General features: G+C 64.3%; 10 protein-coding genes and 1 pseudogene. 6 read left to right on the top strand and 5 right to left on the bottom strand.

Translation table 11 applies throughout. From position 1 onward, the window contains the following. Positions 1-483 carry a 30S ribosomal protein S9 gene (gene rpsI / locus X739_RS147585; protein WP_015318209.1) on the top strand — a complete coding sequence of 161 codons (483 nt, stop codon included), beginning with the start codon at positions 1-3 and terminating at the stop codon, positions 481-483. A gap of 98 nt (positions 484-581) precedes the next feature. Here the strand turns inward: rpsI and X739_RS147590 are convergent, their stop codons facing one another. Together X739_RS147590 and X739_RS147595 are read right to left on the bottom strand one after the other, a co-directional pair. Further along, positions 582-1,640: a glycerophosphodiester phosphodiesterase family protein gene (locus X739_RS147590; protein WP_023773235.1), complete on the bottom strand. Its 1,059-nt coding sequence runs from the start codon at positions 1,638-1,640 to the stop codon at positions 582-584. A gap of 297 nt (positions 1,641-1,937) precedes the next feature. Next, the gene (locus tag X739_RS147595; RefSeq protein ID WP_023795081.1) at positions 1,938-3,146 is read right to left on the bottom strand and encodes an acyltransferase; all 1,209 of its coding nucleotides are present in this window, start codon (positions 3,144-3,146) and stop codon (positions 1,938-1,940) included. Between the two features lie 123 nt (positions 3,147-3,269). On the opposite strand from X739_RS147595, the gene speB reads away from it, so the two are divergent. The 3 genes and pseudogenes from speB to X739_RS1000000168190 form a co-directional block, all read left to right on the top strand. Further along, positions 3,270-4,277: an agmatinase gene (gene speB / locus X739_RS147600; RefSeq protein WP_023795080.1), complete on the top strand. Its 1,008-nt coding sequence runs from the start codon at positions 3,270-3,272 to the stop codon at positions 4,275-4,277. Positions 4,278-4,307: 30 nt separating this feature from the next. After that, on the top strand, positions 4,308-5,234 hold the full coding sequence (gene argC, locus X739_RS147605; protein WP_023773238.1) for an N-acetyl-gamma-glutamyl-phosphate reductase: 927 nt from the start codon (positions 4,308-4,310) through the stop codon (positions 5,232-5,234). Continuing rightward, positions 5,231-5,475: pseudogene (locus X739_RS1000000168190) on the top strand (aminoglycoside phosphotransferase family protein); the annotation flags it as partial. The gene argC and the pseudogene X739_RS1000000168190, both read left to right, overlap by 4 nt. Before the next feature lie 244 nt (positions 5,476-5,719). Here X739_RS1000000168190 and X739_RS147610 read toward each other — a convergent pair. Beyond that, positions 5,720-6,811 carry a COX15/CtaA family protein gene (locus tag X739_RS147610; protein ID WP_023795079.1) on the bottom strand — a complete coding sequence of 364 codons (1,092 nt, stop codon included), beginning with the start codon at positions 6,809-6,811 and terminating at the stop codon, positions 5,720-5,722. A gap of 153 nt (positions 6,812-6,964) precedes the next feature. On the opposite strand from X739_RS147610, the gene X739_RS147615 reads away from it, so the two are divergent. Continuing rightward, positions 6,965-7,180, top strand: a complete 216-nt coding sequence (locus tag X739_RS147615; RefSeq protein ID WP_015318215.1) for a DUF2842 domain-containing protein — start codon at positions 6,965-6,967, stop codon at positions 7,178-7,180. A gap of 23 nt (positions 7,181-7,203) precedes the next feature. Here X739_RS147615 and X739_RS147620 read toward each other — a convergent pair whose 3' ends face one another. Beyond that, positions 7,204-8,262, bottom strand: coding sequence for a polysaccharide deacetylase family protein (locus X739_RS147620; RefSeq protein ID WP_023795078.1), 1,059 nt, complete (start codon positions 8,260-8,262; stop codon positions 7,204-7,206). An 89-nt stretch (positions 8,263-8,351) separates the two neighbouring features. Here X739_RS147620 and X739_RS147625 point away from each other — a divergent pair, with 89 nt between their 5' ends. Continuing rightward, on the top strand, positions 8,352-9,581 hold the full coding sequence (locus tag X739_RS147625; protein WP_023795077.1) for a GNAT family N-acetyltransferase: 1,230 nt from the start codon (positions 8,352-8,354) through the stop codon (positions 9,579-9,581). A 46-nt stretch (positions 9,582-9,627) separates the two neighbouring features. On the opposite strand, the gene X739_RS147630 is transcribed toward X739_RS147625, so the two are convergent. Further along, a complete protein-coding gene (locus X739_RS147630) occupies positions 9,628-11,946 on the bottom strand; it encodes an exopolysaccharide transport family protein (RefSeq protein ID WP_023795076.1) in 2,319 nt (772 codons plus the stop codon). Positions 11,947-12,163: the final 217 nt, after the last annotated feature.

The raw sequence follows: 12,163 nt of genomic DNA, 5'->3' as shown, positions 1-12,163 counted from the left end.
ATGGCTGAGCTTTCCTCGCTCGCAGAACTGGGCGCCGCCACCGGCAATACCAACACGCAGGCCGCCGCCCCCGTCCACGTCCAGAAGCTCGACAAGTCGGGCCGCGCCTACGCCACCGGCAAGCGCAAGAACGCCATCGCGCGCGTCTGGGTGAAGCCGGGTTCCGGCAAGATCGTCGTCAACGACAAGGAATTCGCGACCTATTTCGCGCGTCCGGTCCTGCAGATGATCCTCAACCAGCCGATCATCGCGTCCAACCGTTCGGGCCAGTACGACATCATCGCCACCGTCGTCGGCGGCGGGCTTTCCGGCCAGGCCGGCGCGGTGCGTCACGGCATCTCGAAGGCGCTGACCTATTACGAGCCGGCGCTGCGCGCCGTGCTCAAGAAGGGCGGCTTCCTGACCCGCGACAGCCGCGTCGTCGAGCGCAAGAAATACGGCAAGGCGAAGGCCCGCCGCTCCTTCCAGTTTTCCAAGCGCTAAGGCGCGCTTGGGGCGAAGTTCTCGAAGCGCTAAGCGTTTCGACGTTCCAGACAATCGAAAAGGCCGCCTCCGGGCGGCCTTTTGCTTGATGCGACGGATCAATTGATGCTGGCGGTCGCGGCCGGCTCGATGCGTTCGCCCGTGCCGGCATAGGGCACCCGACAACCATTCGCCGCAAGCCAGCCGATCGCCGCTTTCGGCTCGTCGGTCTGGATGATGGTGGCGCCACGATCGGCCCAGAAGCCCCAGGTTTCGCGCGGCAAGCTGGCCTGGACCGCCAGTTCGTCGCCACGGCCGCCGGCGAGGAAGCCGCCTGGTTTGTTGACGATGGCATAGGTGTCGGCCCAGATGTGCCAGTCACCCCTTACCGCCTCGGCGCGCATGCGCGTGCTGAACAGCGGCCCGCCGGTTTCGGTCAACGTCTCGGCGCCCGCCCGCCAGTTGATCAGTTCGATCGCGCGCGGCGCGAAAGCGTGGTCGACCGTCGAGGCGAAGCCGGCATCATGCACCGCGTCGTCGGCGATGATCGGCATGAACTGGAAGCCACCGCCTGCCGCGGCCATGGCCGCCTTCACCGTGCTGATCCTGTTCTGGTTCCAAAGGTTTTCCTTGACGATAACCTGCTCGGCCATGCCGAGGTCGCGCGTTACCGCGATCATGCCCGGGAGGTCGCCGACTTCGAGCTTGTTGTCGAGATTGATGAGGATCCTGTCCCGTGTCGCCATCAGCATCTCGCGCAACGTCGAGACGGTCTCGTTGGTGACGGCATGGGTGCCCTCGATCACCAGCCGGCATCTCTTCAATTCGGCCAGCGTGTAGTTGATGACCTCGCCCTTGCACGTCGTCGTGCGGTCGAGCCAGCTGTCATGCATGACGATGAACGCGCCGTCCTTCGAGCGCCGGATGTCGACCTCGACGATTTCGGCGCCGATCGCGATCGAGCCTTCCACGGCGGCAAGCGAGTTTTCCGCATAGAGCGTCTTGCCGGCCTGCATGCTGCCGGCGCGATGGGCGGCCACCATGATATGGTCGCGCCACTGATTGGCATGTTCGAAACGGTCGAGGATCTGCCTGGCGCGGGTTTCGCCGGCCAAGGCCTGACCGGAGGCTGCAGAAAGTGCCGTGGAAAGCAGAAGGCTCAGCCAGATCGTCCGCATCGAGAATCGCTCCTTGCCGGATCGAGCCGGGGATAGGCGACATCGGTGACACCCCCGTGAACGAAGCCGGCTAAAGCGCGTCGCGTCGAACGGTTTCAGGCGATGCGCTTTACAGCACGTCGCGGCGAATCGGATTGGCCCGACCTGCTGTAAGCTTCTGATTTATGCATGTCGTTGTCCCGGAACCGGGGATACTTCCGGGCAAGATGCATTAGGTCTTGTTTCTATGCCTGCCGTCTTGCCAAAACCGACCTCACTTTTGGGCGACATGCATTGGCGGTCGGCCGGCGACGCGAGTCAGATACGCTTCGACAGCCTGCGGAACCAGGCCATTGCAGGCATTTCGATCAGGCGCCAAGTCACCCACGACACGGCGATGGTGGCGGCGAGCATGACGACGATCGCCACGGTTCCCGTCCAGCCGGCGCCAAAGCCGGTCGCGGGCTCGCCACGCAGTAGGATGTCGCCAACCAGGCCGAGGCCGAGTTTGCGCTCGACCAGCCCGGCGACATTGATCAGGCGCGCCTGAACGAAGATGTGGACCATGTAGATCGAATAGGACAGCGCGCCGAGCGTCAGCATGAACGGCGTCCTCAGCAACGCGCTGATCCAGCCGCCTTCATGGGCGAAGAGAAACAGTGCCAAGGCGAACACCAGGGGCGCGGCAATGCCGGCGTTATTGTCGCCCGCCAGCGAGACAAAGAGAGCGATGACGGCCACCATGACGATTTCGGCAACAGTCCAGCTCATCCGCGGGCGGTTCGCGGCCAGAACCTGTCGCGCCCTTGCAATGGAATCATGCTGAAACCAGGCCAGCAGGGCGCCGAGCGAGAAGCCGTAGAGGCAGCGGATGAAGCCGAAATCATAGGACACATCCATATGATGCGTGGAGAAGCCGAGCAGGAACAGCGGCGCGGTAATGGCGGCGGCGACGAACCATATCCAGGCGCGTGCGCCAGCGACGAAGACCACGCCGGCAAACAGCAGATAGGCAAAGAATTCGGCCGAGATGCTCCAGCTCGGGGCGTTCCAGGTCAACCTATCCTCGAAGCCGACACCTTGCAGCAAAAGGAGATTGGCGGCCAAGCTCTTGAGGTCGAAGCCGCCGGTGAAGGGAGCAGCCCCCGTGCCATGCAGCCGGGGCAGCACCAGCCGCAACAGCTCGAAGGCGGCAAAGGCGGCAAGCATGACCAGATGCAGCGGATAGATGCGGCCGAAACGGACCAGCGCGAAGCGGCAGACCTCCTCCGTCCGGCCGAGCCGATCGGCATAGCTGGAGGCGATGACGAAGCCGGAGAGGACGAAGAAGAAGTCGACGAAGAGATAGGACGAACCGATAAAGCTGCTCTGCGAGACCGTCGAGGCGGTCGGGAAATGAAACAGCGCGACCAGCAACGCGCAGATGCCGCGCCACGAGTCGAGAACTCGAAACCGATCGCCGGCGATCGTACCGGTGTGGGTCGACACCACGGCATCCGACGGATTAAGAAACGCGGTCTGCGTCATGATGATACAAGTCCTGTCTTGCCGTGGCACCCGGGCGGCGCGGTTTCGTCTCCCCAAGCCGTGACTGGCATCTTCCATGCCGGTTCTGTAGTTGTTGCACCCCGATGAAAACGAGGACCCGTAATGGCGACCAACACCATCGACCATGCCTTCACCGCCCGCTCCAAAACGGGTGGCGCCCTCGAGCCGACCTACTCCGGCGCGCTGTCTTTCATGCGGCGCAAATACACCAAGGACGTGAAGGGCGCCGATGCGGTGGTGTGGGGCATTCCGTTTGACGCCGCCGTCACCAACCGGCCTGGCGCCCGGTTCGGACCGCAGGCGATCCGCCGCGCCTCCGCGATCCTCGACAACGACCCGCAATACCCGTTCTCGCGCGATCTGTTCGAACACCTTGCCGTGGTCGATTATGGCGATTGCCTGCTCGATTCGGGCAACCACCAGAAGACGCCAGGCACGATCGAGCGCGAAGCGGCCAAAATCCTGAAATCGGGCGCCTTCCTGCTGACGCTCGGCGGAGACCATTTCATCACTTGGCCGCTGCTCAAGGCGCACGCCGCCATCCACGGACCGCTGGCCCTCGTGCAGTTCGACGCCCATCAGGACACATGGCCCGATGACGGCAAGCGCATCGACCATGGTTCCTTCGTCGGCCGCGCGGTCAAGGAAGGCATCGTCGATCCCGATCGCTCGATCCAGATCGGCATTCGCACCCATGCGCCCGACACGTTCGGCATCAAGATTCTCCATGGCCATGAAATCGAGGAAATGCGCGCCTCCGACATCGCCTACGCCATCGTCGATCGCACCGGTGGCAAGAAGACGTATCTGACCTTCGACATCGACTGCCTCGATCCGGCCTATGCGCCGGGAACCGGCACGCCGGTTTCGGGCGGCCCGTCGTCGGCGAAGATCCTGTCGACGCTGCGCCAGCTCAACCAGGTCGATATCGTCGGGGCCGATGTCGTGGAGGTTGCGCCGGCCTATGATCACGCCGATATAACGGCGATCGCCGGCTCGATGGTGGCCATGCAATATCTTGGCCTGCTAGCCGAGCGAAAGGCCCGGATCGAGGAGCTGAACAACGGCAACCACAATGGCGCCGCGGTCAATCATGGCAACGGCATATAGTTTTGAAATATCAGGGAATTTGATCAGGCAATGAAACCGAAAATCTTCATCGACGGCGAGCACGGCACTACCGGCCTCCAGATCCGGGCGCTGCTTGCCGAGCGCGGCGATCTTGAGATCATTTCCATCCCGGTCGAGCGCCGCAAGGAAACGGCCGCGCGCGCCGAATTCCTCAACGCCGCCGATATCGCGATCCTGTGCCTGCCCGACGATGCGGCCAAGGAAAGCGTCTCGCTGATCGCCAACGAAACCACCAAGGTCATCGATGCGTCGACCGCGCATCGAGTGGCCGAAGGCTGGGAATATGGCTTCGCCGAACTGGACAAGGAGCAGGCGAAAAAGATCGCCACGGCCAAGCGCGTCGCCAATCCCGGCTGCTGGCCGCAGGGGCCGATCGCGACGCTCAGGCCACTGGTCACCGCGGGCCTATTGCCGGCGAGTTTCCCGGTCGCGGTCAACGGCATTACGGGGTATTCGGGCGGCGGGCGCCCGATGATCGAGGACTACGTCGCCAAGGGCGAGGACGCCTCGGAATTCCTGCCCTATGGCCTGACCCTGCAGCACAAGCACGTGCCGGAATTGAAAGCCTATGCGAAGCTATCGCATGATCCGATCATGCAGCCGGCGGTGGGCAATTTCGCGCAAGGCATGATCACGGTGGTGCCGCTGCAGCTCGGTGGCCTCGACCGCGTGCCGACGGGCGCCGAACTTCACACCGCCATTTCGGACCATTTCGCCGCGATTAAGGGCGGTGTGGTCGAGGTGGCGCCCTATGCGCATCTGGAACGCGTGCCTGACATCGATCCGGAGATCTACAACGGCACCAACCGCATGAAGCTCTATGTCTTTGCCAACGACAGCAGAGCCCAGGCGCTGCTGCTGGCGGTCTATGACAATCTCGGCAAGGGCGCTTCGGGTGCGGCCGTCCAGAACATGGACCTGATGCTCGGTCTCTGATGGACGCACCAGCCTTTCCAGCGCGCTGGAAGGTCAGCGAACCGGAACTCGTGGCCGAGACCTTTTCGAGCCGCATCTGGAAGGTGCGGCTTGAGGACGGGTCACCTGCCATCGTGAAGGCACTGAAGCCGTTCGACGACGTTGCAGACGAGTTGCGCGGCGAGCATTTCCTTGCCTGGCGGCGCGGCGAAGGAGCGGTGCGGCTTCTCGGCCGCGACGGGCAGCGATACTGGACCACGCCCTCGCCTATGGCTGCCTGTCCGCGGCCTGGCACCATGAGGACGGCAATGCGATCGAGGAGAACCGCGAACTGTCGGTCGCCACGGCGATCCGGACGGTGCGGACCCGTTTCTGAATCACGGAAGACCAGGCGGCCAAGGCCGGCCAGGACAAATCGGCACCATCCGCCGCCGCCCTGCGTCAGGCCGAATTCGACGGCGAGAAGAAGACGAAGTCGAACGAATTCTGGATGTGATCGGCGGCACTCAACGTCCGACGGCAATCTCGTTGGGCAAGGGATAGGCGCCCTTGGTGCCGCGCCAATGCGCTGCGGCAAAGCCCAGCACGACGAGCGCAAAAGCCTGATGGGTCAGCGCCATGTGCAAGGGCACCTGCATCAGCAGCGTACAAATACCGATCGAAGCCTGCACCAGCACCAGAACGAACAACAGTGTCGCGCGTCGCGCGTGCGTCGAGCCGGGCAGCCGCCGACGCGTGGCGATCAGGTGCCAGAGCGCGACGGCAAACACCGTATAGGCGCCAAGCCGGTGGATGAACTGCACCGTTTTCGGGCTTTCGAAGAAATTGCGCCACGCCGGCTCGAGGATGAGCAGATCGCCGGGGATGATCCGGCCGTCCATCAGCGGCCACGTGTTGTAGCTCATGCCGGCGTCGAGACCGGCGACCAGACCGCCGAGATAGATCTGGACCAGCGCCAAAAGCACGATGAAACCGGCCAGACGCTGCGTCGAGCGATCGGCCGCGGGTTCGGAATGCGGCGCCAGGCCACGCGCGACGACCATGGTCGCGGTGAAGATCAGTGCCGCCAGCGTGAGATGCGTCGCCAGCCTGTACTGGCTCACCGAGACGCGGTCGGCCAGTCCGGATGCCACCATCCACCAGCCGATGGCCCCCTGAAGGCCGCCGAGAAGCAGAATGCCGACCAGTTTCGGCCCAAGGCCGCGCTCGATGCGACGCGTCGCCCAGAAGACCAGCAGCGGCAAGGCAAAGACCAGACCGACGCTGCGCGCCAGCAGGCGATGCGCCCATTCCCACCAGAAGATCGACTTGAACGCCTCGACGCTCATGCCCTTGTTGAGTTCGGTGTATTGCGGGATCTGTTGATAGCGCTGGAATTCCTCCTGCCACTCGGCGTCGTTGAGCGGCGGGATGACGCCGTGGATCGGCTGCCATTCGGTGATCGAAAGGCCGGATTGGGTCAACCGCGTGGCGCCGCCAACCAGCACCAGCGCGAACAGCACCAGGAGCACGACGTAAAGCCAGCCGCGCACGAGTGCCCGGTTGTGCAGATCGCGATCGCGGGCCTGATAGGGCGCGGCGGCAGTGATGGCGGCCATGGGTATGTCCCGGCAGGTTGAATGTCGCGGATTGGTGAACCATCGCACCCCGGCTGGCAAGGCCGCGCAGCGCGGCACGCCGTCGCGCCCGGTGTCGTGGGTTGCGCGTGCCCCGCGTTCGGCCTAAGCGGTAGCCATCAACGAGGCCAAGACATGCCCATTCGCCTGAAAAAACTGATCGGAATGTTCCTGCTGTTGGCGCTGGTCATCATCTACGCGCTGGTCGCCTCGATCTTCGCCGTCGCCCGCCTGTCGGAATCGGGCGCGCTGGTGCAATTCCTGTTTTTCCTCGTCAGCGGCCTGCTTTGGGTGCTGCCGGCGATGGGCATCATCAAATGGCTGATGCTGGAGCCGCGGACTAAGCGCTGAGCCCTGCCCGGCCAGGCCGTACGTCAGACGGTAACAAGCATCTTGCCGGCATTGGCGAGCGGGGTCGTCACGCCCGACAGCATGGTGCGGATGTGGGCGAGGCTCTGGTAGCGGCCATTGACCGAGATGCGCGGCAAGGCATGCAGGAAGCCGGCATGTTCGGCGCGCAGCACGCCGTGGCGGGTGGTCACCGCGGAGGCATAGCCGGCGTCGCGCGCAAAGCCCACTTCGCGGCAGCCGACGGCGCTGGCATAGCCATAGGGATAGGCAAAATGGCTCGGCTCCTCGCCAAGCCCGGTCCGCAGCATGTGCTTGACGGCGCCGATCTCGCGCCGCGCATCAGCCTCGGAAAGCCGCTTCAGATTGCTGTGGTTGATCGTGTGGGCGCCTATCGTCACCAGCGGGTGCGCGGCGACGGCGCGGATCTCATCCCAGGTCATCAGCGTGCGCAGGCGCGGGGCGTCGGCGTCGACGCCATGCGACGCGGCGAGACCGCGCAGCACGGTCCGCAGGTCTTCCTCGCGAACCTCGGTGGTGAAATAGGCATGCAGGCGGGCGATGGCCTGATGTTTCCTGGCGGGGGTCGCGCAATCGATCACCGCAGGGCCGTTCGGTGTGGCCAAGGTCAGCCGGTCGCATGCCTTGACGATGTCCTCCACCACATCCCACCAAAGGTGGGCGGAGCCATCGATCAGCCCGGGCGCCACATAGATGGTGAGCGGCGCGCCATGCTTTTCCAGCACCGGCAGGGCCTCGGTCATGTTGTCGCGATAGGCATCGTCGGCGGTGATGGTGGCGAACCGGCCGCCCTTGCCGCCCGCCTTGATACGCTCCACCGCTTCATCCATCGAAACGAAGGCATAGCCGCCCGCTTTCATGTCGGCGATCACCGCATCGAGAAAACTGGGCGCGATGTTGAGGTGCCGGTTGACGCTGTCGGGCTTTTCGGGCGTCGCCGTCACGCGATGCAGCATCAGGATGGCGCCGATGCCGCCGACAAACGGCCTGGCCAGCGGTGCGAGGCCGGTATAACGGGCGACGTTGAGCGCCAGTTTCCGGATTGCCTCCCCACCGTCGATCATTCATTCACCTTTTGCGCCTAGGCTAACCAAGCACGGAATACGCCCGAGCGCCCCCCAAATCGGGATCAATACGCCTTAAGGATTGAGGTATGGTTGACGCGACCGCGTCATTTGATGGCAAGCGGCTCGCGTCGAGCCACGCCTCGCCACGCACACTGCCCAGAAATGCCGCGGGGCCGTCGGTTTCCATTGCCGCCGCCGAGGGGCTCGCGGCATATGCGACGTTCTGTCGTTCGGCGCTCTGTGCTCCGGCGCAAACTGGGGCATGGGTGTTGAACTGGGCCGCCGAGGTCAAGCCCGATCTGCTCATTGCCACGCTGGAACTGGAGGGCAAGCCGGCCTTCGCACTGGCGCTGGAGGTGGTCAAGCGCGGCCCGTTGCGGGTCGCCCAGTTCATGGGCGGCCGCCACGCCAACGGCAATTTCTGCGCCGTCGAACCGCAATGGCTGGCCAGCGGCGACCTCACGGCCATCCGGTCGATGTTCGCGACGATCGCCAAATTCCGGCCCGACATAGATCTCATCGCGCTGGAAAGATTGCTCCCCGATCTTGACGGCATCGCCAATCCGCTGGCATCGCTCGATCACTTCGCCAGCCCCAATCTTTCGCTGGCCGTCGACCTCAGCGGCGGGTTCGATGCGCTGCTGCTGCGCGCCAGCGGCAAGCGCAAACGCAAGAAGCATCGCTCGCAAACGCGCAAGTTCGAGGCTGTCGGTAGCTACCGGCGCATCGAGGCGAGCAGCGCCGACGACGTGGAGAGGCTGCTCGACGCGTTCTTCGAGATGAAGGAACAGCGCTTCCGCAAGATGGGCATCGCCAACGTCTTCGGTGACGACCGGACACGCGCCTTCTTCCAGGGCCTGTTCAAGCAAGCACTTGCCGACGACAAGCCCTGCTTCGTGCTGCACGGGCTGGAAGTCGCCGGCAAGCTGCGCGCCGTCACCGGAACGAGCCGCTCGGGCAGCAGGCTGATCTGCGAGTTCGGAGCGATCGCCGAGGATGATCTTGCCCACACCAGCCCGGGCGACTTCCTGTTCTTCGACAACATCCAGGATGCCTGCCGGAGCGGGTTCGCGGTTTATGATTTCTCCGTCGGAGACGAACCTTACAAACGGTTATGGTGCGATATCGAAACCCGGCATTTCGAGGTCCTCGTCCCGCTGACGCTCAAGGGCCGTGCGCTGGGACAGGCACTTCGCCAAGGCGCGCGGCTGAAGGCTGTCGTCAAGAACAGCCCGACAATCTGGAAGCTCGCCAAGCTTCTGCGCCGCAAGGCAGCCGGCCAGGCGCCACTGGCCGCCGGCGACGACGACAACTAGGCCTGCCGCGGCTTGCGGCCAGGCGTGCCTTTGAACGGCGGCTCTTTCAGGCAGCCGAACGCCGCCCCGGCACCGGATTGCCTGGCGGCTCATGGCCGAGCGGCGTCACCAGCGTCAGGTCGGGATAGCCGCTCTCGATCAGCTTGACCGCGGCCTGCGTCACCTCGTCGTCGGCCTCCAGCATGGACAAGAACACCTCGGTGGCCTCGCCGCCCAGACGGCTGATGCCTTGTGCATCGGCCGGCCCGCACTCGACCACCACCAGATCGTAGGCTGTTGTCAGCGACTGCATGATGATCGGCAGCCGATCGGCGGCACGCATGGCACGGACCGGGTCGGCGGTACCGACGGGGATGACATGGCAGTCGGAATAGAGGTCGCCATGGATCACTTCGCTGAACTGCGCCTGCGAGGCCAGCAGATTGGTGATACCGGGGAAAAGCCCGCTGTCCAGCATCGGGCGCGAGGCAGCCCCCGAGGCAGTCAGGTCGAGCAGCAGGACGCGCAGTCCGGCGTCGGAAACCTCGCGCGCCACCAGGACCGCCGACGCCGCCGCTTCATCGCCCTCGGGGGAAACGAAGATGGCGCGCGCGGCCCCGCTGGCGATCAGCTTCTCGGCTGCCTTCTCGACGTCGATCTCACCGAGCACGGAGCGCGGCCGCCGAACCTCCACGGGTTCCGGCTCAGCCATGGGCTCAGGCTCTGCCACGGGTTCAGATTTGGTCAAGGGTTCGGATTTGGCCAAGGGTTCAGGCTCGGCGACAGGCTCCGCTGTGGCGACGGGCTCGAACTCGGCGGCAGGCCGCGGCCGTGCCGGTGTTTCGGTGACCGTTCCGGGCCATGATACGTCGGCGGTGCGATTGGCGCGCTCAGTGGCGACAGCCGTTTCGAGGCGGGTGGACGGCTCCTGATAAGCGGCCGGCGGCATCATCACCTCGTCGATCGGTTCAAACCGCGCGCCCCTGGCCGGGCGCATGGCACGGCCCGAGAAAAGCTCCCGCAGCAGCGTGAACACGGCCGCCAGCAGAAGGGAAGCCGCGGCGGCAGCGCCAACGATCGGCCCGACCTTGGGGAAGTACGGCTCGGCAGGGACCGAAGCCGGTGAGGCGATGCGGGCGTCGACCGGGATATAGTTGCGATCCTGACGCGACGCCGCCTCACGATAATTGGTCAGGTAAAGTTCGAGCTGCTGGCGCTTGGCGGCGGCATCGCGCTGCAGCGCGTCGAGACCGACTTGCTGTTCGCCGGCCTGCGCCGAAGCGGCCTTGAGCGTGTTGACGTCGGCGACCAGCTGGCTTTCGCGCGCCTTTGCGGCGTCGGCCTGCATCGCCAGGCCCTTCATGATCTTTTGGGCTTCGCTGCGGATCTGCGCATCGAGATCGGCCAGTTGCGATTTGGCCGCGCGAATACGCGGATGATTGTCGAGCAGCGTCGTCGACAGATCGGCGATGTTGGCGCGCAGCTCGACCTGGCGCTCCCGCAAGCGCTGGATCAGATCGGAAGACAGCACTTCCGGCAACGAATCCAGCGATCCGCCATTCTGCAGCGCCTTGCGCACGCTCTCGGCAGTGCCTTCGGCCGCGGCCCGGTTGGCCCGCACCCGCGACAACTCGGTCGACAGCTCGGCCAGTTGCTGGGTGGCCAGGGTGGAATTGTTGCCGCCCATCAGGAGGTCGGACTGGGAGCGGTAAGCCGCGACCTTGGCTTCGGCATCCCTGACCTGCTTGGACAGGTCGGCGATCTCGGGCGCCAGAAAGTCGGCGGCGGCGGTGTTCGATTCGCTCTTGGCCGCGCCCTGCCCCGCAATGTAAGCGGCGGCAATGGCATCGGGGATGGCGGCCGCGAGCTTCGGATCTTCCGAGGAGAACTCGATGGCAATGATGCGAGTCTTTTCAACGCCGTACACGTTGAGCTTCTCGCGCATCTTCTTCAGGACACGTTCATCGGCCGGAACATCCATCGGGTCGTTCTTCAGGCCAAGCAGGATCAGCACGCGGCTCAGCGACGACATGTCGATCGTCTCGTCGAACTCGGGCAGTCGCGACAGGCCGAGCTTCTGGGCGACCTGCTTGAGGATCTCGTTGGACGAAATTATCTGGACCTGGGTGGCAACGCCTTGCTCGTCGAGGATCGGCTTGTCGGTGTCCGGATTGCTGCTGGCGGGCCGCGTGTAGACCGATTCTCGCGGGGCGATCTCCACCTGCGTCTGGGCCTTGTAATGGCGGGTCGCGAACGACGCAGCTACGAATGCAAGCCCCGTCACCACCACAACGAAGACCAGAATCCGCAGCCAGTTGCGTCCCAGGCTGGCGAAGAGCTGCCTAAGATCAACGTCGACGTCTGCGGCCGCGGATTGAACGGACATGCATCCCTACTCCGAAACTGGATCAGGGTGCACCGTAAACAACTATGGTAACCCAGCCGTTAAGATCACGGTAAGCTTCCGTTAGGATTTGCTGGGGCAGACAAAAAAATCGATAAAATAGCGAAACCTTGCCTGCTAAAACGCTATTGGGGCGCTCCTTTACCGGCCATTAACCCTAACAGGATGATAACGGACCCGATCCCAGATGTTTGCTGCG

Source organism: Mesorhizobium sp. LNHC209A00, from assembly GCF_000502915.1.
In the GTDB taxonomy this organism is placed as follows: domain Bacteria; phylum Pseudomonadota; class Alphaproteobacteria; order Rhizobiales; family Rhizobiaceae; genus Mesorhizobium.
The sequence above is the reverse complement of the archived record's forward strand: the minus strand, read 5'-3'. Positions and strand labels throughout refer to the sequence as shown.

Coding starts and splice junctions, on each gene's coding strand:
- X739_RS147620 (WP_023795078.1), bottom strand. CDS start 8,262: ATGATCGACGGTGGGGAGGCAATCCGGAAACTGGCGCTCAACGTCGCC.
- X739_RS147630 (WP_023795076.1), bottom strand. CDS start 11,946: ATGTCCGTTCAATCCGCGGCCGCAGACGTCGACGTTGATCTTAGGCAG.
- X739_RS147615 (WP_015318215.1), top strand. CDS start 6,965: ATGCCCATTCGCCTGAAAAAACTGATCGGAATGTTCCTGCTGTTGGCG.
- speB (WP_023795080.1), top strand. CDS start 3,270: ATGGCGACCAACACCATCGACCATGCCTTCACCGCCCGCTCCAAAACG.
- X739_RS147610 (WP_023795079.1), bottom strand. CDS start 6,811: ATGGCCGCCATCACTGCCGCCGCGCCCTATCAGGCCCGCGATCGCGAT.
- X739_RS147590 (WP_023773235.1), bottom strand. CDS start 1,640: ATGCGGACGATCTGGCTGAGCCTTCTGCTTTCCACGGCACTTTCTGCA.
- rpsI (WP_015318209.1), top strand. CDS start 1: ATGGCTGAGCTTTCCTCGCTCGCAGAACTGGGCGCCGCCACCGGCAAT.
- argC (WP_023773238.1), top strand. CDS start 4,308: ATGAAACCGAAAATCTTCATCGACGGCGAGCACGGCACTACCGGCCTC.
- X739_RS147625 (WP_023795077.1), top strand. CDS start 8,352: ATGGTTGACGCGACCGCGTCATTTGATGGCAAGCGGCTCGCGTCGAGC.
- X739_RS147595 (WP_023795081.1), bottom strand. CDS start 3,146: ATGACGCAGACCGCGTTTCTTAATCCGTCGGATGCCGTGGTGTCGACC.